The sequence below is a fragment of the Methylorubrum podarium genome, from assembly GCF_040270385.1.
In the GTDB taxonomy this organism is placed as follows: domain Bacteria; phylum Pseudomonadota; class Alphaproteobacteria; order Rhizobiales; family Beijerinckiaceae; genus Methylobacterium; species Methylobacterium podarium.
In genome coordinates this window covers 45,730-67,355 of sequence record NZ_JBELQE010000014.1, presented here as the reverse complement: position 1 = coordinate 67,355, position 21,626 = coordinate 45,730, and the positions used below count along the sequence as shown (strand labels likewise).

Sequence of the window (21,626 nt, the reverse complement as noted above, 5' to 3'; positions counted from 1 at the left end):
GCGGGGAGGAGCCGGAGGTGGGGGTGGTGCAGAATCGAGAGCGTCCGCTCCGCCTGCCGCATTGCCGAGCCTGCGCCTTCCGTAAGGTCGGGCTCACCTCGTCATCATCGGTGTGATGGGATGCCCTGGAGCAGGCCGCCTCGGACGCTAGTGACGGCAAAAGCGGCCGCTCACGCTGGAGCGCTTCGGCGTACGCCGACCGAATCCGAGAAGCGGCTCTGGTGGTGTCTACGGCATCGGTTGACCGTCACGGGATCGCACTTCCGGCGCCAGGTTCCGATTGGACCCTACATCGTTGACTTCTGCTGTTTGGGCGCTCGCCTCGTCGTCGAAGTCGACGGTGAGCAACACGGATTCGATCAGAACAAATCCTACGACACACGGCGTGACGCCTACCTGCGAGATCAGGGTTTTCGCATTCTCCGTTTCTCGAATCGCTCGGTTCAGCGCGAGATCGAGACCGTGCTTGACACAATCGATGCAGCGCTTCGCGCTGAGCACGAAGGGTTCAACCTCGAAATCGCCGACCAAGCGGCACCACCCCCACCCCCTGCCCCCTCCCCGCAAGGGGGAGGGGAAAGCGCGGAGAGCTGAATGTCCGAAACCTACGACGTCCTCATCATCGGCGCGGGCCCCGGCGGCTACGTCACCGCGATCCGCGCGGCGCAGCTCGGCTTCAAGACGGCGGTGGTCGATCGGGAGCACCTGGGCGGCATCTGCCTCAACTGGGGCTGCATCCCGACCAAGGCCCTGCTGCGCTCGGCCGAGATCTATCACTACATGCAGCACGCCTCCGACTACGGCCTGTCCGCCGAGAAGGTCGGCTTCGACGCGACGGCCATCGTCAAGCGCTCCCGCGGCGTCTCGGGCCGGCTCAACGGCGGCGTCGGCATGCTGCTCAAGAAGAACAAGGTCGACGTGATTTGGGGCGAGGCCTCGATCGACGCCGCCGCCAAGGGCAACGAGCCCGGTAAGGTCACGGTCAAGGAGACCAAGCGCGCCGAGCCGCCGAAGGGCGCCAAGGGGGCGGGCACCTACGCGGCCAAGCACATCATCGTCGCGACCGGCGCGCGGCCCCGCGTGCTGCCGGGCATCGAGCCGGACAAGAAGCAGATCTGGACCTATTACGAGGCCATGGTCCCGGAGGCGATGCCCAAGAGCCTGCTCGTGATGGGCTCGGGCGCCATCGGAATCGAGTTCGCCTCGTTCTACCGCACCATGGGCGCCGAGGTGACGGTGATCGAGCTGCTGCCGCAGATCCTGCCGGTCGAGGATGCCGAGATCGCCGGCCTCGCCCGCAAGCGCTTCGAGAAGCAGGGCATCAAGATCCTCACCGGCGCCAAGGTGACGAAGGTAGAGAAGGGCGCCAACGCGGTCACCGCGACGGTGGAGGACGACAAGGGCAAGACGCAGCAGCTCAGCGCCGAGAAGCTCATCTCGGCCGTCGGCGTCGTCGGCAACATCGAGAATCTCGGGCTCGAGACGCTCGGGGTGAAGATCGAGCGCGGCGTCGTCGTCACCGACGGGCTCGGCCGCACCAACGTGCCCGGCATCTACGCCATCGGCGACGTGGCCGGCCCGCCGATGCTCGCCCACAAGGCCGAGCACGAGGGCGTCATCTGCATCGAGACCATCAAGGGCCTGCACACCCACCCGATGGACAAGGGCAAGATCCCGGGCTGCACCTATTGCCACCCGCAGATCGCCAGCGTCGGCATCACCGAGGGGAAGGCCAAGGATCTCGGCCTCTCGATCAAGGTCGGCCGCTTCCCCTTCGCCGGCAACGGCAAGGCGATCGCCCTCGGCGAGCCGGACGGTCTCATCAAGACGATCTTCGACGCCAAGACCGGCCAGTTGCTCGGCGCCCACATGATCGGCGCCGAGGTGACCGAGCTGATCCAGGGCTACGTCGTCGCGATGACCCTCGAGACGACCGAGGAAGAGCTGATGCACACGGTCTTCCCGCACCCGACGCTCTCCGAGATGATGCACGAGAGCGTGCTCGACGCCTACGGCCGGGTGATCCACACCTGATCGGTCGATCGAACCCGAGCGTCTTCGGCGGGCGCGCAGGATCAGGCTCGATGCCGCGGTTCCGCGCGCCCGTGCTTCGTTGGTTGGGTTCAGGATCGTGCCTCTCCGGCGGAATGCTTGGCTGAGAGACGAGGATTCGAGCCAGCAGACAGCAGCGGCCAAAGATGCTCTGGTCGAACTCGAAGCCGTGGCGACCCGTAGACCGGGGACGATGCGCCCCGGAGGCGACGGCCGGCCGACCCGTGATCCGATACGTCGTTCCGCTCGTCGGCGGCCCCTATGCGCCGGTCCGCTGAGCTACGTCGTCTCTCTCGAGGAGCAGGAGTAGCCGGGTTCGGTCGGGCGATGCCCTTGCGAGGCCGTCCGTCGCCGGGCCGAAGCGATGCCCGGGATCGCGATCAGGGCGAGCAAGCCGGCGACGACGAACAGGAGCGTGCTGCCGAGGACACGCCAGGCCGCCACGCCGGTGACACCGCCCGCGAGGAACGCTGCCACCGTCACCCCGTAGAGCCGCATCTTCTCCCGATCCGGCCCCGAGGCGCCGCCGTCGCGTGACAGGCAGTGGCCGAGGCCGATGCCGAGATCGGTCACCATGCCGGTCACGTGGGTCGTGCGCACGCGGGCATCGGTGATCTGCGTGATCGTCGCGTTCTGCAGGCCGAGCAGGAAGCTGAGGCCGGTCGCGAGGATGGCGCCGTGCCAGCCCGTGGGCAGGCAAAGGCCGAGGATGCCGAGGCCGGCCAGAAGCAGAGCTTCCGTCAGGACGCTGTAGGCGTAGACGCCGGACAGCCGGTGATGGCGGCCTGCGGCGATGAGGAGGGTCGCGCCCATGGCCCCGGCCATGAACGCGCCGACGAGCGCCAGCACGGGCAGGGCGATGGCGAATTCGCCGAGACCGAGATGGTCGGCCAGCGCCGAGACGTTTCCGCTCATGTTCGAGGTGAAGGTGCCGAAGGCGCAGAAGCCGGCGGCGTTCAAAGCGCCGGCGATTCCGGCGAAGGACCAAGCGAGACGCCGATCGATGCCCGGAGTTCGGCTGCGGCCTTCGTGGATGAGCATCGGGCAGGGATCGGTGGTCGGAGCTGTCGTTTCGATCCTATCCTAACCGCGGCCGTTTTTGCACATTGCCCGGCAAAGCAAGTCGGTTCAGCCCCCAGGACCGTCATCCGCGTCGGAGACGCGCACTCCACGCCGAGCCTCGACGGGGCCGCGGCGGACCGGAAACCGCGCCGCCGTCCCGGCGTTGGCCCTTCACGCCGACGATGGGCGCTTCGGGAGAGGGACGCGCGATGACAGTGATGCGGCTGGTGCGGATCGGCGTCCTGGCGATGGGGGTCGGCAGCGTGCCGGCCCTGGCACAGACGTCTGCCGGCAGCGGCCTCCCCTCCGGCTTCACCGCGCCGGGCCTGCCGTTCGGTCCCACCTCGACCGTGGCGACGGTCGCGGCGCCGACCGCGACCATGGCTCTCGCCAATCCCGGCGGTTTGAGCTTCGGCGGCGCGTCCGGAATCTCCGGTCTCGGCACCTCCGCACCCGGCGCCGGCACGAGCGCCGGTGGCCTGAGCTTCGGCGGCGCAAGCGCTTCCGGCGCTCTCGGCGGTGCCGGCCTGAATTCCGGGGGCGGCGCGATCGGCACCTCGACGCGGCGGCCCCTGGACGACGTGACCGGCAGCATCGGATCGGGAGGCGGCGGTGCGCCTGCGGGGGCCGGCATTGCCGGCGGGGCGGGTTTTTCCCGCCGACCGACGGACGCGTATTTCGATCCGCTGAGCGGCTCCGGCCTGCGCTGAGGCTATGAACGGACGCGGCCGGACGGGATGTCCACAGCCTCGATCGATCCCGGTAAGGTCTCGTTAACCATTTCGGTATGTTCTATCTTCGTTCTCACACCGAGTCGGAGAGAGACCATGCCCAAACCCCAGACGGTAGAGCGCAGCTACGGCACGTCCGCCCGCTTCGTGGATCCGGGACAGGAGAGGGCGGCGGCATCCTGCCCCGTCGAGGAGATCGCCCAGGCCTATCTCAGCACCACCCAGGGCGATGCGGACATCGCCCTGCGCTGCGCCATCACCGATGCCCTGTCCGACCTGATGGAGGCCGAGCGCCGGTCCCGAGAGAACAGCCGCCTCATCTCCCGCGGCTTCGTCCGCAGCGCATCACCGTACGGGTGACCTGCGTAGTTCTCCGGCGTCGTGGCGTGGGGACGCACCGCTTGAAGCGCGGCGGCGGGGGCGCATGTAGCGAGGACCGAAGCCCGGGACGATCGCCATGCGCCTGCCTCTCCTTGCATTTCTCGCGAGCTTCTCCCTGATCGCCACGGCTCCGGCGGCGCGGGCCGATCTCCTCATCGCCGTCGATAAGGATGCTCAGCGCATGAGCGTCGTGGTCGACGGCGCGCAGCGCTACGACTGGCCGGTCTCGACGGGCGTCGCGGGCCACGACACGCCGAACGGCAGCTACCGCCCGTTCCGCATGGAGAAGAGTCACTTCTCCCGCGAGTGGGACAACGCGCCGATGCCGCACGCGATCTTCTTCACGCAGGTCGGCCACGCGATCCACGGCACCACGCATACGCGCCGGCTCGGCCGCGCCGCCTCGCACGGCTGCGTCCGCCTCTCGCAGCGCAATGCCGCCACGCTGTTCGCCCTGGTGAAGCAGCAGAAGATGGCCAACACCCGCGTCGTCATCGACGGCAGCGTCGGTGACGCTCCGGTGGCCGAAACGCAACGTCCCGGCCGGGCGCGCTCGGCCCGCCGCGGCTACGGTGAGGACGAGGGCGTCGTCGCGGTGCGTTCGCGCGGCCGGACCTGGGAGGACGAGGCCTACGGTCCGCCGGTCCGCCGCTACCGGGACGTGTTCGATGACGGCTACGGTGCTGGCGTGGGCTACGGCGATCTGTACTGAGCCCTGGCGGCGCGCGGCCCGATCAGTTCGACGCCGCCGCCCCGGTCACCCGCCACACCGTGTTGCCGACGTCGTCCGTCACCAGCAACGCGCCGGCCTTGTCGATCGCCACGCCGACGGGCCGCCCCTGCGCCTTCTCGTCGGCGTTGAGGAAGCCGGTCAGCGCATCGACCGGCGCGCCCGCGGGCTTGCCGTCGGCGAACGGTACGTAGATCACCTTGTAGCCGCTCTTCGGGCGGCGGTTCCACGAGCCGTGCTGGGCCACGAACAGGCCGCTCTTCCAGGCTTGCGGCAGGTTCGATCCCATCGAGAACGCGATGCCCAGCGACGCCGTGTGCGTGCCGACGGCGTAGTCGGGCGCGACCGCCAGCTTCACCTTCTCCGGCTGGGGCGGCTTCACCCGCTCGTCGACGTGTTGGCCCCAGTAACTCCACGGCCAGCCGTAGAAGGCACCCTCCTTCACCGAGGTGATGTAGTCCGGCACGAGGTCGCTGCCGATCTCGTCGCGCTCGTTCACCGCCGTCCAGAGGACGCCGGTCTTCGGCTCGAAGGCGAGGCCGTTCGGGTTGCGCAGGCCGGTGGCGTATTCGCGCATCGCCTTGGTGGCCGGCGTGTATTCCCAGATCGCGGCGCGGCCCTTCTCGATGTCGAGCCCGTTCTCGCCGACATTGCTGTTCGAGCCGACGGTGATGAAGAGCTTTTCGCCGTCCGGGCTCGCGACGACGTTCTTGGTCCAGTGGTGGTTGATCCCGGCGGGCAGGTCGACGACCTTCTCCGGGCTCGCCGTGCTCTCCGTCTGGCCCTCGGAATAGGGCACGCGCACCAGGGCGTCCGCGTTCGCCACGTAGAGGTCGGAGCCGACCAGCGCCATGCCGAAGGGGGAGGTGAGCCCCTTGAGGAAGACGTGGCGCTCCTCGGCGACGCCGTCCCCGTCCCGGTCGCGCAGCAGCACGATGCGGTCGGGGCTCGCGCCGCCGGCCCCGGCCATGCTCTTCACCTTGTCGGCTACCCAGTCGGTGACGCTGGTGGAATGGTCCCCGGATTTCGGCGCCTGGCTCTCGGCCACGAGGACGTCGCCGTTGGGCAGGACGTAGGGCCAGCGCGGATGGTCGAGTCCGGTGGCGAAGGCGGCGACGCTCAGGCCGTTCGCGGCCTTCGGCTTGGCCCCCTCGCTCCAGCGCGCGACGCGGGCGATGTTGACGGTGGGCATCAGCGTTGGGTTCGGCGCCGGCAGGGTCGGGCTCGACCCGCTGCTCGCCGCCACGTCGAGGGCAGCGGATTCCGGGTAGACGATGAATCGCAGGAAGGCCGCGCCGCCGAGCAGCACGACGGCGAGCGCGGAAAGTCCGATCTTGGCGGAGGTACGCATCGAAACCTCGACGATACGGGATCAGGCGAGCGTGGCGGCGGCCTGCACGGCGGCCTCGTCCGCGCCGGGATGACGACGGGTCGAGTAGTAGAGCCCGATCGCGTTCCAGAACGCGTCGCGCTGCTCGTGGCTGAAGCGCTGCAGCGAAGCCTCCAGCGCCGCGCGGCCGGCCGCGGCGGCCTCCTCGCGCATCCGCTCATCGAAGGAGGCCGACGATTCCGCGCTGGTTTCGACCATGGCCCGACCCTTCGCTGACGATGCTCCAGGGCAGTCAACGCCCAAGCTCGTCATTCCGTTCAATCGGCTCCGTGGCCTGCCGGGAAGCGGGCGTGTGCCAAAGGACACACCCCCCTGGATTCGAAATCCAGGCTTAACAGTTTCTTTGCTCCTGTGGGCGGAATGGTCCAGCTTGGCCAACCAGCGTCGTCAGCCTTCAGGAGCCTGCATGCAAGCCGACCGGACCTTCCGTCTTCTCTGCCTCTTCGGGCTAGCGCTGACCGGTTCGGGTCTGGGGGGATGCGGGTTGTTTCCGCATCAGGCTGAGCTGACGACCGGTTCGATCGCGACGAACGCCAAGGTCGTGCAGGCGCCGACCGCCGCGGACAAGGAATGCCTCGCCCGGGCGATGTATTTCGAGTCGAACCGCAGCGACGAGGACGGGCTGCTCGCCGTCGGCACGGTGGTGATGAACCGGCTCGACGCGCCGGCCTATCCCGGCCGGATCTGCGAGGTCGTCGGCCAGAAGCGGCAATTCGCCAACGGCGTGCTGACGAAGCCCGTGCGCGACCAGGACCGGCCGCGCCTGGAAAAGGTCGCCGACGCGCTGCTCTCGGGCAAGCGTCACGAGGCCGTCGGACCGGCGCTGCACTTCCACACCGCCGGCTACAAGTTTCCGTACAACAACATGCACTACGTCGCCGCGGCCGGCGGCAACGTCTTCTACGAGAAGAGCGACCGCGAAGGTTACCTGCCGGCGGTCCAGCCCCGCGCCGTGGTGCAGACGGCTGCCGGCCGCCTGATGCCACTCCAGGTCGCCGCCGCCAGTTCCGGCATGATCGGCCTGCCGCTCACCGGCCGCGTGCAGCCGACGCTGACCGCCGAGTACACCGCGCCGAGTGCGCCCGAGCTGCGCATCCCCGGCCCGGCGCGCTACGCCTCGGCTCCCGGCCGCGACAAGCACTGACGATTGTCATTGAGCAGGGTTACGGCCGGGGCGGGTTGTCGCCCCCGCCCTATGCGCAGGGGGCACGAGGCCTTAAGTCAGGGACGCGGCCGGATCGACCGGCCCGGCTCCCGTGAGGCTCACCCCGCATCGCCATGGCCGTCGTCCTCGATCTTCTGAACAACGACACCCGGCCGAAAGGGGATGGGCCCGCGCGGCCGCGCCATCCCGAGAAGGCGCACCGGCCGGACACGGCGATCCAGCGCAAGCCGGACTGGATCCGGGTCAAGGCGCCGGGCTCCAAGCTCTGGGCCGAGACCAAGGACATCGTCCGCGCCAACAACCTCGTCACCGTCTGCGAGGAGGCAGGCTGCCCGAATATCGGCGAGTGCTGGGAGAAGCGGCACGCCACCTTCATGATCATGGGCGACACCTGCACCCGCGCCTGCTCGTTCTGCAACGTGCGCACGGGCCTGCCGGAGGCGCTCGACGGGGCGGAGCCGGAGAAGGTCGCCGACGCGGTCGCCAAGCTCGGCCTGCACCACGTCGTCGTCACCTCGGTCGATCGCGACGACCTCAAGGACGGCGGCGCCGAGCATTTTTCGCGCACCATCGCCGCGATCCGCCGGGCGAGCCCCGGCACCACCGTCGAGATCCTGACGCCCGACTTCCTGCGGAAGCCCGGTGCACTCGAAGTCGTCGTCGCGGCCAAGCCCGACGTGTTCAACCACAACTTGGAAACCGTGCCCGGCAAGTACGTGACCGTGCGGCCCGGTGCCCGCTACTTCCACTCCGTGCGCCTGTTGCAGCGGGTGAAGGAACTCGATCCGAAGATCTTCACCAAGTCCGGCATCATGGTCGGATTGGGCGAGGAACGGAACGAAGTCGTGCAGCTCATGGACGATCTGCGCTCGGCAGAGGTCGACTTCCTCACCATCGGCCAATATCTGCAGCCGACCCGCAAGCATCATGAGGTCGTGCGCTTCGTGCCGCCGGACGAATTCAAAGCCTACGAGACCACGGCCTACGCGAAAGGCTTCCTGCTGGTCTCGGCGACGCCGCTCACGCGCTCGTCGCATCATGCCGGCGAGGATTTCGCGCGGCTGAAGGCTGCCCGTCTGGCCAAGCTCGGGCCCGCTCCCGTCGCCGTCAACGCCTGAGCCCGAATGCCCTCCTTCCGCATCACGAGGAAAGTACGTCACTCGGCGACGCAGATGTACGATCTCGTCGCCGACATCGAGCGCTACCCCGAATTCCTGCCGCTCTGCGAGTCGCTGCGGGTTCTGCGCGACGCCGAGGGGCCGAACGGCACCAAGGTGCGGGTCGCGGAGATGGGCGTCGGCTACAAGGCGATCCGCGAGCGCTTCACCACCCGCGTGAGCCTCGACCGCGAAAACCGCAAGATCGTCGCCGAATACATCGACGGTCCGTTCAAGCACCTCGAGAATCGCTGGACCTTCCGCGATGCGGAGGGCGGGGGCTGCGAGGTCGACTTCTTCATCACCTACGAGTTCAAGAGCCGGACGCTCGGCCTGCTCATGGGCACGATGTTCGACCGCGCCTTCCGCAAGTTCACCGACGCGTTCGAGGGCCGCGCCGCCGCGATCTACGGCGCGGCCGCCTGATCAGCCGCCCTTTCGGGCCGCGAGCAGGATGCTGGTCTCGGAATTGGCGATTCCGTCGATCTGACGGACCGTGCGCAGCAGCGCATCGAAATCGCCGAGCGTCGGCACCTCGATCTCGGCGACGATATCCCAGCGGCCGTTCGTGGTGTGAAGCGCCCGGATCTCCGGCAGACCCGACAGGCGGCGGATCACGCTCTCGGCGTGACGGCCGTCCACTTCGATCAGCGTCACCGCCCGCACGCCGTCGGGCTGCAGATCCCGTACCGTGACGGTGAAGCCGGTGACCACACCGGACGTCACCAGCCGATCGAGCCGGGCGCGGACCGTCGCCCGCGTCACGCCGAGCGTGGCGGCGAGCTTGGCCAGCGGCATCCGCGCGTCGGTGCGCAGCAGGGCGATCAGCTGACGGTCGGTCTCGTCGAGCATGGACGCCTCCTTTCGACCAGCCGAGCTTAGCAGACCGAGCAATCGCATGCTCGGATTGTGCACTTATTCAACTTTCGGCTGCGCGTCGCGTTCGGCCATGCTTTGGTCCGGGACGTGCCGAGGAGCAGTTGTGTGACGCGCTACATCGGATCCGGCGAGATGGCGGACATCCTGCGGCGGGAGGGGCCCGAGCCGATCCTGCGGCGCCTCACGGCGAGCCTGCGCGCCGACTTCCTGCGCTGGACGGATTTCGACCTCTCGCCCCGTCTGGCCAGCCATTCGGCCGGCGGCGTGATCGAGCTGATGCCGGTCTCGGATGCCGAGCTCTACGCCTTCAAGTTCGTCAACGGCCATCCCGGCAACACGCGGCTCGGCAGGCAGACCGTTGTCGCCTTCGGCGTGCTCGCCGACATGGCGACGGGCTATCCGCTCCTGATCTCCGAGATGACCGTGCTGACGGCCCTGCGCACGGCGGCGACCTCGGCGCTCGCGGCCTCCGTGCTCGCACGGCCCGAGAGCCGCTCCATGGCGCTGATCGGCACCGGCGCGCAGGCGGAGTTCCAGGCACTCGCCTTCAAACTCGCGCTCGGCGTCACCGAGATCCGGCTGTTCGACGTCGATCCGGCGGCGGTGGCGAAGGCGCGGGCGAACCTCGAAGGCCGCGGCCTGCGGCTCGTCTGCGCGAACTCCGTCGCCGAGGCGGTGGCAGGCGCCGACATCGTCACCACCGCGACCGCCGACAAGACCCGCGCCACGATCCTCACGCCCGATCTCGTGGAGCCGGGCCAGCACCTCAACGCCATCGGCGGCGACTGCCCCGGCAAGACCGAGCTGCACGCCGACATCCTGAGGCGCGCCCGCACCTTCGTGGAATACGAGCCGCAGAGCCGGATCGAGGGCGAGATCCAGCAGATGCCGCCGGACTATCCCGTCACTGAGCTGTGGCAGGTCCTGCGCGGCGACGCGCCGGGCCGCACCGGCCGGGACGAGATCACCCTGTTCGACTCCGTCGGCTTCGCGCTCGAAGACTTTTCCGCGCTGCGCTGCCTGCGGGAGGTCGCGGGCGCCGGGCCGGATCTCGATCTCCTCCCCGAACCGAAGGATGCCAAGGATCTGTTCGGGCCGGTCTTCTCGAAGGAGGGCGCGTTCGATCGCGCGGCTTAGTGCATCGTCCCGAAAGGTGGCCACCGGCTCTCGAAAAAGACGATGCAACATCAGTGATCTAGCGCATCGTCCTGGATCCGATATCCAGGACGATGCGCTGAACGCGCTCACGCCACGTCGGCGGGCGGGTGCTGAGGAACGGTCGAGTAGTCCGTCTCAGCCTGTGCCTTGGAGAGATCGTAACCGGCCTGGAAATTCATCCAGAATTGCGGGGTCGTTCCAAAATAGCGCGCCAGTCGAAGCGCGGTGTCGGCCGTGATCCCGCGGCGCGTCCGGACGAGTTCCGTGATGCGATTGGCCGGGACGCCGATCTCGATTGCGAGCCGGCGGGCGCTGAGACCGAGCGGCTGTAAATACTCTTCCGAGAGATACTCGCCGGGATGCGTGCGGATCCGCTTCATGGGCTCACTTCCTGGTCGCCGACAAGACGATCAATGATAATCGACGATTTCGACATCTTCCGGACCCGACTCCGTCCAGCGGAAGCAGATACGCCATTGATCATTGATGCGAATGCTGTGCTGCCCCGCCCGATCTCCCTTCAGAGATTCGAGCTTGTTGCCCGGCGGGCTGCGCAGATCCTCCAACACCACAGCATAATCCAGAGCATCCAGCTTGCGCCGGGCGATTCGCTCGAATGACCGCCACTGCCGATGGCAGATTCCGTCTTCGAACAGCGACCGCGTATACTTATCGGCAAAACTCTGGATCATGCGAATTGCCGACGATCACCTTTGAGTCTCCACCGTCATTGCGAGGCGGAGCCGAAGCAATCCAGAGCGCGACCTTTCCGGAAGCAACGCGCCCTGGATCACCACGGTTTCGCCTCGCGATGACGGAGGGGAGACCGAGGTGATCAATCGGGGGCCGTATGACGGATCATATCGGTCAGTACATGAAACGTATCATGTACAAAATCTGGCTCTCATTGGCAATCTCAATCGAGTGTCCCGATTGCCGACCTCCTATCGCGGAAGGAACCGCCCCGCCCGCGCCTCCAGCAGCGTCACCAGCGCCGGCTCCATGAAGGCGTAGTCGTCGGGCACGTCGAGGCAGACGATCCGGGCATGGCGCAGGGCCGGGCCGAAGCGGCGCATCAGCTTGCGCCGATGCGCGCGCTCCATCACCACGATGATCTCGGCCCAGGCGAGATGATCGGCGTCCACGGGTTCGTCGGCATCCTCCGAAACCCCGGCCGAGGCCGTCTCCACGCCCGGCCATCGCAAAAACACCTGTTCCGCGGTCGGGCTGCGGGCGCGAGCCCGGCCGCAGACGAACAGGATCCTCACGCGCTCTCCGCCAGCATCGTCTGCCGCTCGAACAGTGCCCGATAGGCACCGTTCGGTCGCCGCATCAGCGCGGCGTGCGGCCCGTCCTCGACGACGCGGCCGCGGTCGAACACAAGGATGCGGTCGAGGGCGCGCACCGTCGAGAGACGGTGGGCGATGACGATCGCGGTGCGCCCGCGCATCAGCCGCTCCATCGCCTCCTGCACCAGCGCCTCGGATTCCGAATCGAGGCTGGAGGTCGCCTCGTCCAGGATCAGGATCGGCGCGTCCGCGAGGAACGCGCGGGCGAGCGCCACCCGCTGCCGCTCGCCGCCGGAGAGCTTCACCCCGCGCTCGCCCACCAGCGTGGCGTAGCCCTTCGGCAGCCGGGCGATGAAGTCGTGGGCGTTGGCGAGCCGCGCCGCCCGCTCGATCGTCTCCGCCGAGGCGCCGGGCCGGCCGTAGGCGATGTTCTCGGCCAGCGAGCGGTGGAACAGCACCGGTTCTTGCGGGACGATGGCGACGTGCGCCCGCAGGCTGGCCTGTGTCGCCGACGCCACGTCCTGCCCGTCGATGAGCACGCGCCCGCCGCTCACGTCGTAGAGCCGCTGGATCAGCTTGACGAAGGTGGTCTTGCCGGAGCCCGAGCGCCCGACGAGGCCGACGCGCTGGCCCGCCGGGATCGACACCGACAGCCCGTCGTAGAGCGGCGTGCCGTGCGTGCCGTAATGGAAGCGCACCCCGTCGAAGCGGATCGCGCCGCCGCTGACGGCGAGCGGCACCGCCCCCGGCCGGTCGGCGACGCCGACGGGCTCGGACTCGAGCGCGACCAGTTCCTCCATCTCGTTGACCGAGCGCTGCAGGTGGTTGATGTGGCCGCCGATGTCGCGGAGATAGCCGTGCACCACGAAGTAGGTGGTCAGCACGTAGGCGACCTCGCCGGGGCTCGCCTGCCCCAGCCACCACAGCCAGAGCGCGGTGGCGACGATGGCGGTGCGGAAGGCGAGCAGCAGCGCGAGCTGGGCCGTGCCGCTCCAGGTCACGATCATCCAGGTGCGCCGGGTGCGCCGCCGCCACTTCGACAGGACGCGGGCGAGCCGCTCGTCCTCCCGCGCCTCGGCGCCGAACGCCTTCACCACCGCGTTGTTGCCGATCGTATCGCTGAGCGCGCCGCCGAGCCGCGTGTCGAGGGCGTTCGAGAGCGTGGCCGCGGGCGCGATCACCCGCGTCGCCAGGACGATTGCCGTGCCGACATAGGCGAGCGCGCCGATCCCGATCACCGCACCCATGGCCGGCCAGTGCAGGCCGAGCACCACCGTCGTACCCGCGAGCACGACGACGGAGGGCAGGATCGAGAGCAGCAGCACGTCGTTCAGCCCGTCGAGCGCCCACATCCCGCGCGAGATCTTGCGCACGGTGGAGCCCGCGAAGGTGTTGGCGTGCCACTCAGTCGAGAAGCGCTGCACCCGGGCGAAGCTCCGGCGGGCGATGTCGGACATGGTGCCGAGCGTGAGCGGCACCACGAGGCTCCAGGCGACGTGGCGCAGCACCACGGTCGCGAGGCTCAGCGCGGTCATCGCGGCGAAGGCCGGCAGCGCGGCCTGCAGGGCGGCGTGCCGCTCGGCGCCGGCGAGCGCATCGACCAGACGCCCGGCATAGAGCGGCAGCATCACGTCGGCCAAGGTGGCGAGCGTGATCGCGGAAACGAGGGCAGAGACCAGGCCGAGGCGCTCGCGCCAACCGCGGACGACGAAGGCGAGAACGCGGCGGACAGCATTCGCGCGCCGGGGGGAAGACAGGGACATGGCAGCGCCCGACGACGACGCGTCGGCTCCGAGGGACGCGGGCGCCGCAGGCCGAGGCCGCGGTCCGGCGAGATCAGATCGGGAAGGGTGCGTACGCCGCCTGGGCCGTCAGGCCGGGCGGCGGAGGAATGCGCCTAGGCGATTCCGGCAGGAAGCGAAGCGGTTCCTGCGCGAGGGGAGACGGTGCCGACAACCATGCTGCGCCTCCCTGCTCCAACGCTAATGCGTCGACAGTTAATCGACGCGAATCCGATTCGCAATGTGCTGCGCCGTTCGGCTCAGCCCCGCGATGAGCCCGATACCAAACCTAATCTGTTGCTTCAGCTTCGAGAAACTCTGTGCATGCGCAGGGCAATCCGGCACATCGGACGTGCCGCATTGCGCGGGACGCCGCCTTTCCGTGCCTCGTCATCGCGTGTCCCGGCGCCAGCGCGCTTCGGCCCGGCGGTACAACTCCACATCCTCCGGATTGAGCTGTTCGAGATGCGCCCGCATCTCGGGATCGAGGGAGGGACCGGTCAATCGGCTCAGGGGTGAGCGGCGGTTGCGGTGAAGCACCGGGAAAGCGGTGCCGAAACGAGCGTTGAGCCGGGCAACGAAACCGGCATAGTCCGACAGAATCCCGACCACGCCGACTTGATCGACATCCGCCGGGCCGAAGGATCTGCTCTGGATGTTCCTGTTCTCGGGCTTCTCGATGAAGACCTCGAATCGGTCATGCGTGCGCTTCTGCGCCTTCTGGAAGGTGTAATAGGAGAGCACCTGCTCCGGCACCGACCGGAACAGGGCGAAGGCGCGGGCCGGATCGTAGCAGGGCAGGTGGGCCGCGCTCATATGGCTCGCGAAGAAAGCGATGTCGTGCGCGACGATGTGGTCGGAGAGCGCCGCCAGCTTGCCCTCGATCGGCAAGTCCGGGCTGTGGTGCATCACTTCGTTCGCGAATGGGCTGGTCGTCTTGGCATCACGCCCATAGGCCATCAGGATCTTAGAGCGTGGAAAAATCTGCTCAGCGGCGCGGCGCAGGCTTGTCCCGCCCGTCTTTGGCAGATGGATGAAGAAAAGCGGCGCCATCTGGGCCTCTCATTCGCTGAATAGCCACAGGCTACCCAGCGATCTATCGGGTGACGGTATGGTTGTTCCTCGGCAGGCGCGTTAACATCGTTATGTTTCTCGATTTTGCATGAATCTAAGCGTTTTCTTTTCACGCGAGGCGTGAGACACGGTTCCTCAACCGAGCCGGCTAGACGCCGGCGGAAGCGCAGATCAAGGTTGCTCACTGCATCGTTCGATGGCGATCCGTGGCAGCCGGGGAAACCGCTCGAGGCGATGACTCTCACGACCACACGCAAGTCCGACGTGACGTGGCAGCCTCTTCAACCGCGCGAGCGGCGCTGGGCCCGGATGGGACAACGCCCGGCCATCGCGTGGCTGACCGGTCTGTCCGGCGCCGGAAAGTCGACCATCGCCGACGCGGTCGATCGGGGACTGACGGAAGCCGGCCGCAGCACCATGGTGCTCGACGGCGACAACCTGCGTCAGGGCCTCAACCGCGACCTCGGCTTCACGGCGGCCGACCGGGTCGAGAACATCCGCCGCGCCGCGGAAGCCGCTCGCCTCATGGCGGATGCCGGCCTCGTGGTGATCGTGTCACTCATCTCGCCGTTCCGCGCCGAGCGCGCGGCGGCGCGGGCGATCGCGGGGGACATCCCCTTCCTCGAAGTCTTTATCGACACGCCGCTCGCGGTCTGCGAAGCGCGCGATCCCAAGGGGCTCTACGATCGTGCCCGGGCCGGCAAGATTCCGAACTTCACCGGGATCTCGGCCCCCTACGAGGCGCCAGAAGCGCCGGATCTCGCGCTCCAGACCCGCAATCAGTCCGTGATGGAGAGCGCGCAGCCGCTCATCGATGCGCTGCTGAACCTGAGCGCCGACAGGCCGACCAGGGCGTAGCGGATTCGCGCCCGGCGGGCGACGGCGCCCGCACTGGCCATCCGTTGGAGCTGAGACGGTCTGACCGAATCCGTTTCGCCGCACTGGTCGCCGGAAACGGCCGGGCTAATTGAAACGCTTCCAGACAGGACGCGGGCCTGGGAGCCGTCTCCGCATGACTTTTCGTCTGACGCTGACCGTCAACGGTGAGCCCCGCGCGATCGAACTCGACGATCCGCGGGTCACCCTCCTCGATCTCCTTCGTGAACGCCTCGATCTGACCGGCTCGAAGAAGGGCTGCGACCGGGGCCAGTGCGGCGCCTGCACGGTGCTCGTGAACGGGCGGCGGGTGAATTCCTGCCTCGCGCTCGCGGTCAGCCTCGACGGCGCCGAGGTTCTCACCATCGAAGGCCTGGCCCGGGGCGAGCAGCTTCACCCGGTCCAGTCCGCCTTCATCGAACATGACGGCTTCCAGTGCGGCTTCTGCACGCCGGGGCAGATCATGAGCGCCGTCGGCCTGATCCGCGAAGGCCAGGCGGGCGACGATCCCGAGCGGGTCCGCGAGGGGATGAGCGGCAATCTCTGCCGTTGCGGCGCCTATATCGGCATCACGCAGGCCGTCCTCGACGCGCAGGCGCGCATGGCCGGCACCGAGCAGGGAGAGGCCGCGTGAACCGCTTCGACTACGTCCGCGCGGGCAGCGTCGCCGAGGCCGTCGCCGCGGCCGCCGAGCCGGGTGCGGCCTACCTCGCCGCCGGCACCAATCTGCTCGACCTGATGAAGGGCAACATCGCCCGTCCCGGCCGGCTCGTGGACGTGACGCATCTGCCGGGCCTCGACCGGATCGAGCATCTGCCCGGCGGCGGCGTGCGCATCGGCGCCCTCGTCCGCAACAGCGACCTCGCCTACGACCGGGGCTTCGCGAAGGCGCATCCGGCGGTGGCGGAAGCGCTGTTGTCCGGCGCCTCGGCGCAGTTGCGCAACGCCGCGACGGTGGCCGGCAACCTGCTGCAGCGGACCCGCTGCCCCTACTTCTACGACCCGGCCAGCGCCTGCAACAAGCGCGACCCCGGCGCCGGCTGCGACGCGCGGGGCGGCGAGACGCGGCTCCACGCCGTGCTCGGCTGGAGCGAGCACTGCATCGCGACGCACCCGTCCGACTTCTGCGTGCCGCTGGTCTCGCTCGACGCGGTCGTCGAGATCGAGGGCAAGGGCGGCGCCCGCGAGGTGCCGCTCGACGCGCTCTACCGGCTTCCCGAGGATCGGCCGGACCGGGAGACGGTGCTGGAGCCGGGCGATCTCATCGTGGCGCTCCGCCTGCCGGCGGAGGCGGCGGACTTCGCCGGACATTCCCGCTACCTCAAGGTCCGCGACCGCACTTCCTACGCCTTCGCCGTGGTCTCGGCGGCGGCGTCGCTGCGGCTCGACGGCGGACGGATCGGCGAGGCCCGGATCGCGCTCGGCGGCGTCGCGCTCAAGCCGTGGCGCGCCCGCGCCGCTGAGACGGTGCTGGCCGGCGCGGAGGCGAGCGAACGGAGCTTCGCAGAGGCGGCCGACGCGGCCCTCGCGGAGGCCCGGCCCTCCGGCGACAACGCCTTCAAGATCGAGCTCGCCCGCCGCCTGATCGTGCGGGCGCTGACCCTGGCCGCCGCCGGCACCCCGGAGCGCCTGCCGGCGCTCCCGGCCTCCGCCTTCTCAGGAGACGCGCTCCATGCCTGACATCGCCTACGAGCAGGCCCGGCACGGGTCGAGCATCGGCCAGCCGCTGACCCGCCGCGACGGCCTCCTGAAGGTCACCGGAGCGGCGACCTACGCCGCCGACAACCGCCCGGAGGGGCTGCTCCACGCGGTGGTGGCAGTGAGCCGCATCGCCCGCGGCCGCGTCATCGGCCTCGACGTCGCGGCGGCCAAGGCCCATCCGGGCGTCGTCGAGGTGATGACGGGCGCCAACGCCCCGCGGCTCGCCCAGGACCCGGACGCGAAGGACAACCCCTTCATGTTCCGGCTCGATCTGCTGCAGAACGACCGGGTCCGCTACGCTCACCAGCCGATCGCGGTGGTCATCGCCGAGACGCTGGAGGCGGCGACCGAGGCCGCCGAGCTGCTGGCCCCGCGCTACGAGGTGGAGCCGCCGCGCATCGGGCTCGACGCCGACGAACCGCAGGTGCCCGAGGGCGTCGGCGCGGGCGACAAGACGACCGCGTCGCGCGGCGATGTCGAGGCCGGGCTGGGCCAGGCCGAGCGCCGGGTCGAGACGACCTACGAGACCGCGGCGCAGTACCACAACGCCCTCGAACCCCACGCCATCGTCGCGCAGTGGGACGGCGACCGGCTGATCGTCGACACGCCGAGCCAGGGTCTCGCCATGGCCAAGCTCCGGCTCGCCGGCCTGTTCGGCCTCGATCCGAAGAACGTCCTGGTCCGCTCGCCCTTCCTCGGCGGCGGCTTCGGCTCGAAGGGCTTCCTGTCCGGGCCGCAGGTGCTCGGCGTGATGGCGGCCAAGCTCGTCGGCCGGCCGGTGAAGCTGGTGCTGCGCCGGGAGCAGATGTTCGGCCCCGTCGGCCACCGCGCCGAGACGCGCCAGACGCTGCGGCTCGGCACCGATGCGTCGGGCGCGCTCACCGCCCTCGACCACCATACCCTGACCGCGACGAGCCGGTTCGACGATTTCTTCGAGCCGGCCAGCGCCATCTCGCGCTACCTCTACGCCGCGCCCGCGGTCTCGACCCGCCATTCGGGCGTGCGCGTCGATACCGGCACGCCTCTCTTCATGCGCGCGCCCGGCGAGGCCTCGGGCAGCGTCGCGCTGGAGGGCGCCATCGACGAGATGGCGGAAGCCTGCGGCCTCGATCCGCTGGAGTTCCGCCTGCGGAACTATGCCGAGGCCGAGCCGATCTCCGGCCGCCCCTTCTCGTCGAAGGCCCTGCGGGAGTGCTACGCGCAGGGCGCGGCCCGCTTCGGCTGGGACAAGCGCAGTCCGGCGCCCCGCTCGATGCGCGATTCCGCCGGCCGGCTCGTCGGCTACGGCATGGGCACCGCGCTGTTCCCGGCCCTGATGATGCAGGCGGAGGCGCGGGCCGAGATCCGGGCCGACGGCACCGGCACGGTGGCGCTCGGCGCCCACGATATGGGGCAGGGCGCCTGGACCGCGCTGGCGCAGATCGCCGCCGACGGGCTCGGGATCGACCTCGACCAGCTCGATTTCAAGAGCGGCACCTCGGATCTGCCGAATGCCGGCATCGCCGGCGGCTCGGCCCACACGGCCACCGCCGGCTCGGCGATCCATTCCGCCGCCGCGGCGGTGCTGGCGGAGCTCGCGGAGCTTGCCACCAACGACGAGCGCTCGCCCCTGTTCGGGGCCGGCAATGCCGGCGTCTACGCAAGCAACGGGCGGCTGGTGCGCCGGGACGACGAAGGGCGCAGCGAATCCTTCTCCGAGATCCTGAACCGGGCCGGCCGCGCCTCCATCTCGGCGCAGGGGCAGGGCGCCGCCGATCCGGCTTCCCGTGAGGCCTACGCCATGCACGCCCACGGCGCGGTCTTCGCCGAGGTCAGCGTCGATCCCGATCTCGGCCAGATCCGCGTCACCCGCCTCGTCGGCGCCTTCGCCGCCGGCCGGGTGGTCAACCCGCGCCTGGTCACCAGCCAGTATTACGGCGGCATGATCTGGGGTGTCTCCTTCGCGCTCCACGAGAACGCCGTGGTCGATCCCCGCTCGGGCCGCGTCATGAACGCCAATCTCGGCGAGTACCACGTGCCGGTGAATGCCGACGTGCCGTCGATCGAGGCGATCCTCGTGGACGAGCACGACCCGCACGTGAACCCGCTCGGCATCAAGGGCGTCGGCGAGATCGGCATCACCGGTACCGCGGGCGCGATCGCCAACGCGGTCTACCACGCGACGGGCATCCGGGTGCGCCGGACGCCGATCACGCTGGACCGATTGTTGGGGTGAGATCCGACGTCTCAGCCATCCTTGCGAGGCGGAGCCGCGGCCATCCAGCGCTCGCCTTATTCGGAGCTGTCGCGCCGCTGGATGGCTTCGCCATCCGGCTCGCAATGACGGTGGAGGCCGACTGCCTCCTCCAGCAACGCCAGGGCCTCCGCCACCGACAGCCGCCGGATCTCGGCCCGTCCCGGATCGCCGAAGCGGCGCTCGACGTGCCGGGTCGCTCCGCCTCGCACGGCGAGGCCGAAATGCACCAGCCCGACCGGCTTCGCCTCGCTGCCGCCGCCCGGACCGGCGATGCCGGTGACGGAGACCGCGACGTCCGCCCGTGACGCTCCGAGCGCCCCCTCCGCCATGGCACGGGCGACGGGTTCGCTCACCGCTCCGTGCGCGACGATGAGGTCCGTCGGCACACCGATGGCTTCGGCCTTGGCCTCGTTGGAATAGGTGACGAAGCCGCGCTCCACCACAGCCGAGGATCCGGGCACCGCGGTGAGCAGCCCGGCGACGAGGCCGCCGGTGCAGGATTCGGCGGTCGCGATTTGTTTGGCCGCCGCCGCGTAGGCTCGCACCAGCGCCTCGGCGCGGGCGAGCAGGGCGGCGTCGGCGATCACGAGCGGCGCTCGTTGGTCTCCGCTTCGGTCTCGAGCTCGGCGCAGACCTCCGGCAGCCGCACCGTCGCGGCGGCCTGGGCGGCGAGGCCCTCGGCCCGGCCGACGAAGCCGAGCTTTTCCGTCGTCGTCGCCTTGATCGAGACGGACGAGAGCGGCACGCCCGCGACCTGGGCGATGCGGGCGCGGATCGCCTCCCGGTGCGGGCCGATGCGCGGAGCCTCCGCCAGCACGGTCACGTCGAGATGGTCGATCTTGCCGCCGCGCGCCCGCACCAACTCGCAGGCATGGGCCAGGAACTGGTCGGAGGCGGCGCCGCGCCACTTCTCGTCGGAGGGCGGGAAGTGGGTGCCGATATCGCCGTCGGCGATGGCGCCGAGGAGCGCGTCGGTGAGCGCGTGCAGGGCCACGTCGCCGTCGGAATGGGCGAGCACGCCCCGGTCGGCGGGGATCTTCACGCCGCCGAGCCAGACATGGTCGCCCTCCGTGAAGGCGTGGACGTCGAAGCCGGTGCCGAGGCGGGTCACGTAGGTGGTCATGGGACCATCAGATATCGCGGGCGACGGTTCGGAGAAAGCCCGGCCGGAGAATGCCCGATCGGCCTCGATCAGGTCCGCGGCCTGGGTGATCTTGCGGTTCCGCGGGTCGCCCTCGAACACCACCACCGGCAACCCGGCCCATTCGGCGAGCGCCCCGTCATCGGTGAAGCCGTCGCGCCCCTCGGCGACCGCCCGGCGATGGGCATCGAGGAGCAGGCCGAAGCGGAAGCTCTGCGGCGTCTGCACCGCGCGAAGGTTTTCCCGGGCCGGGGTCTCGTGGACGCGTCCGATCCCCGGCGCGATATCCTCGACCAGCTTGATGGTATCGGAGACCGCGATCCCCGGCACCGACGCGCCGTGTCGGCTCCCCGCCGCGACCGCGCGGTCGATCAGGGCCTCGTCCACGAAGGGCCGCGCCGCGTCGTGGACGAGCACGAGGTCGGGCGTGCCGGCGCGGGCGAGCCCTTCGAGCCCGGCCGCCACCGATTGCTGGCGCGTCGCCCCCCCGGGAACCGGTTCGGCGAGTTTCTCTCGGTGCGCCGGTTCGAGGTCGGCGAGGCACTCGCGATAGAAGTCCTGCGCGTCCGGCGCGATCACAGGCTGAATCCGGGCGATGCGGGGGGACGCCGCCAGCGCAGAAAGCGTCCGCGTCAGAACGGCGCGGCCGCCGACGCGGCGATATTGCTTCGGCAGGTCTCCGCCGACCCGCAGGCCCTTACCGGCCGCGACCACGACCGCCGCCACCGTTTCGCTGCCCTGCGACCGCGCGGCTTCATCGGACATGCTCGGGCCTCGAATGGAAATCATCTGGGGATGGATGGGGATCGCCGCGTCCTTATGC

24 protein-coding genes are annotated in these 21,626 nt (G+C 69.4%); 13 read left to right on the top strand and 11 right to left on the bottom strand.

The features are described from left to right. Positions 1–120: 120 nt before the first annotated feature. The gene (locus ABS772_RS01585) at positions 121–594 is read left to right on the top strand and encodes an endonuclease domain-containing protein (protein WP_350391809.1); all 474 of its coding nucleotides are present in this window, start codon (positions 121–123) and stop codon (positions 592–594) included. Then, entirely contained in the window at positions 595–2,034 is a 1,440-nt protein-coding gene (gene lpdA / locus ABS772_RS01580) for a dihydrolipoyl dehydrogenase (RefSeq protein ID WP_350391808.1), read from the top strand. Between the two features lie 297 nt (positions 2,035–2,331). On the opposite strand, the gene ABS772_RS01575 is transcribed toward lpdA, so the two are convergent. Then, on the bottom strand, positions 2,332–3,093 hold the full coding sequence (locus tag ABS772_RS01575) for a YoaK family protein (RefSeq protein ID WP_350391807.1): 762 nt from the start codon (positions 3,091–3,093) through the stop codon (positions 2,332–2,334). Positions 3,094–3,323: 230 nt separating this feature from the next. Here ABS772_RS01575 and ABS772_RS01570 point away from each other — a divergent pair, with 230 nt between their 5' ends. The 3 genes from ABS772_RS01570 (at position 3,324) to ABS772_RS01560 (ending at position 4,938) form a co-directional block, all read left to right on the top strand. Beyond that, on the top strand, positions 3,324–3,824 hold the full coding sequence (locus tag ABS772_RS01570) for a 1,3-beta-glucanase (protein WP_350391806.1): 501 nt from the start codon (positions 3,324–3,326) through the stop codon (positions 3,822–3,824). Between the two features lie 117 nt (positions 3,825–3,941). Further along, positions 3,942–4,205 carry a hypothetical protein gene (locus tag ABS772_RS01565; protein ID WP_350391805.1) on the top strand — a complete coding sequence of 88 codons (264 nt, stop codon included), beginning with the start codon at positions 3,942–3,944 and terminating at the stop codon, positions 4,203–4,205. Between the two features lie 97 nt (positions 4,206–4,302). Further along, entirely contained in the window at positions 4,303–4,938 is a 636-nt protein-coding gene (locus tag ABS772_RS01560) for a L,D-transpeptidase (RefSeq protein ID WP_350391804.1), read from the top strand. 22 nt (positions 4,939–4,960) lie between these two features. On the opposite strand, the gene ABS772_RS01555 is transcribed toward ABS772_RS01560, so the two are convergent. Together ABS772_RS01555 and ABS772_RS01550 are read right to left on the bottom strand one after the other, a co-directional pair. Continuing rightward, complete coding sequence (locus ABS772_RS01555) at positions 4,961–6,307, bottom strand: PQQ-dependent sugar dehydrogenase (protein ID WP_350391803.1); 1,347 nt, start codon at positions 6,305–6,307, stop codon at positions 4,961–4,963. A 21-nt stretch (positions 6,308–6,328) separates the two neighbouring features. After that, entirely contained in the window at positions 6,329–6,544 is a 216-nt protein-coding gene (locus ABS772_RS01550) for a hypothetical protein (protein WP_238255964.1), read from the bottom strand. A 208-nt stretch (positions 6,545–6,752) separates the two neighbouring features. On the opposite strand from ABS772_RS01550, the gene ABS772_RS01545 reads away from it, so the two are divergent. The 3 genes from ABS772_RS01545 to ABS772_RS01535 all read left to right on the top strand — a co-directional run bounded on the left by ABS772_RS01545 (position 6,753) and on the right by ABS772_RS01535 (position 9,094). Further along, entirely contained in the window at positions 6,753–7,490 is a 738-nt protein-coding gene (locus tag ABS772_RS01545; RefSeq protein WP_350391802.1) for a cell wall hydrolase, read from the top strand. Between the two features lie 134 nt (positions 7,491–7,624). Continuing rightward, complete coding sequence (lipA, locus tag ABS772_RS01540; protein WP_350391801.1) at positions 7,625–8,629, top strand: lipoyl synthase; 1,005 nt, start codon at positions 7,625–7,627, stop codon at positions 8,627–8,629. 6 nt (positions 8,630–8,635) lie between these two features. Beyond that, a complete protein-coding gene (locus ABS772_RS01535; RefSeq protein ID WP_238255967.1) occupies positions 8,636–9,094 on the top strand; it encodes a type II toxin-antitoxin system RatA family toxin in 459 nt (152 codons plus the stop codon). Here ABS772_RS01535 and ABS772_RS01530 read toward each other — a convergent pair whose 3' ends face one another. Next, the gene (locus ABS772_RS01530) at positions 9,095–9,520 is read right to left on the bottom strand and encodes an Lrp/AsnC family transcriptional regulator (protein ID WP_350391800.1); all 426 of its coding nucleotides are present in this window, start codon (positions 9,518–9,520) and stop codon (positions 9,095–9,097) included. 132 nt (positions 9,521–9,652) lie between these two features. On the opposite strand from ABS772_RS01530, the gene ABS772_RS01525 reads away from it, so the two are divergent. Next, positions 9,653–10,684 carry an ornithine cyclodeaminase gene (locus ABS772_RS01525; RefSeq protein ID WP_350391799.1) on the top strand — a complete coding sequence of 344 codons (1,032 nt, stop codon included), beginning with the start codon at positions 9,653–9,655 and terminating at the stop codon, positions 10,682–10,684. A gap of 107 nt (positions 10,685–10,791) precedes the next feature. Here ABS772_RS01525 and ABS772_RS01520 read toward each other — a convergent pair whose 3' ends face one another. The 5 genes from ABS772_RS01520 to ABS772_RS01500 form a co-directional block, all read right to left on the bottom strand. After that, positions 10,792–11,085 (bottom strand): HigA family addiction module antitoxin, encoded by a 294-nt coding sequence (locus ABS772_RS01520; protein ID WP_350391798.1) that lies wholly within the window; start codon positions 11,083–11,085, stop codon positions 10,792–10,794. Between the two features lie 30 nt (positions 11,086–11,115). Further along, a complete protein-coding gene (locus tag ABS772_RS01515) occupies positions 11,116–11,397 on the bottom strand; it encodes a type II toxin-antitoxin system RelE/ParE family toxin (RefSeq protein ID WP_350391797.1) in 282 nt (93 codons plus the stop codon). A gap of 252 nt (positions 11,398–11,649) precedes the next feature. Then, on the bottom strand, positions 11,650–11,973 hold the full coding sequence (locus ABS772_RS01510) for a low molecular weight protein tyrosine phosphatase family protein (protein WP_350391796.1): 324 nt from the start codon (positions 11,971–11,973) through the stop codon (positions 11,650–11,652). Further along, the gene (locus tag ABS772_RS01505) at positions 11,970–13,757 is read right to left on the bottom strand and encodes an ABC transporter ATP-binding protein (RefSeq protein ID WP_350391795.1); all 1,788 of its coding nucleotides are present in this window, start codon (positions 13,755–13,757) and stop codon (positions 11,970–11,972) included. Before ABS772_RS01505 ends, ABS772_RS01510 begins: the two co-directional genes overlap by 4 nt. Positions 13,758–14,165: 408 nt before the next feature. Then, positions 14,166–14,828 carry a hypothetical protein gene (locus ABS772_RS01500; protein ID WP_350391794.1) on the bottom strand — a complete coding sequence of 221 codons (663 nt, stop codon included), beginning with the start codon at positions 14,826–14,828 and terminating at the stop codon, positions 14,166–14,168. A 255-nt stretch (positions 14,829–15,083) separates the two neighbouring features. Here ABS772_RS01500 and cysC point away from each other — a divergent pair, with 255 nt between their 5' ends. The 4 genes from cysC (at position 15,084) to ABS772_RS01480 (ending at position 19,641) form a co-directional block, all read left to right on the top strand. Continuing rightward, on the top strand, positions 15,084–15,707 hold the full coding sequence (gene cysC / locus ABS772_RS01495) for an adenylyl-sulfate kinase (RefSeq protein WP_350391793.1): 624 nt from the start codon (positions 15,084–15,086) through the stop codon (positions 15,705–15,707). Positions 15,708–15,861: 154 nt separating this feature from the next. Next, the gene (locus ABS772_RS01490) at positions 15,862–16,359 is read left to right on the top strand and encodes a (2Fe-2S)-binding protein (protein WP_350391792.1); all 498 of its coding nucleotides are present in this window, start codon (positions 15,862–15,864) and stop codon (positions 16,357–16,359) included. Next, positions 16,356–17,405, top strand: coding sequence for an FAD binding domain-containing protein (locus ABS772_RS01485; RefSeq protein WP_350391791.1), 1,050 nt, complete (start codon positions 16,356–16,358; stop codon positions 17,403–17,405). Before ABS772_RS01490 ends, ABS772_RS01485 begins: the two co-directional genes overlap by 4 nt. Further along, complete coding sequence (locus tag ABS772_RS01480; RefSeq protein WP_350391790.1) at positions 17,398–19,641, top strand: xanthine dehydrogenase family protein molybdopterin-binding subunit; 2,244 nt, start codon at positions 17,398–17,400, stop codon at positions 19,639–19,641. The genes ABS772_RS01485 and ABS772_RS01480 overlap by 8 nt, the downstream gene beginning before the upstream one ends. Positions 19,642–19,697: 56 nt before the next feature. On the opposite strand, the gene ABS772_RS01475 is transcribed toward ABS772_RS01480, so the two are convergent. Further along, positions 19,698–20,249, bottom strand: coding sequence for a CinA family protein (locus ABS772_RS01475; protein ID WP_350391789.1), 552 nt, complete (start codon positions 20,247–20,249; stop codon positions 19,698–19,700). Continuing rightward, entirely contained in the window at positions 20,246–21,568 is a 1,323-nt protein-coding gene (locus tag ABS772_RS01470) for a bifunctional 2-C-methyl-D-erythritol 4-phosphate cytidylyltransferase/2-C-methyl-D-erythritol 2,4-cyclodiphosphate synthase (protein WP_350391788.1), read from the bottom strand. The genes ABS772_RS01475 and ABS772_RS01470 overlap by 4 nt, the downstream gene beginning before the upstream one ends. Positions 21,569–21,626: the final 58 nt, after the last annotated feature.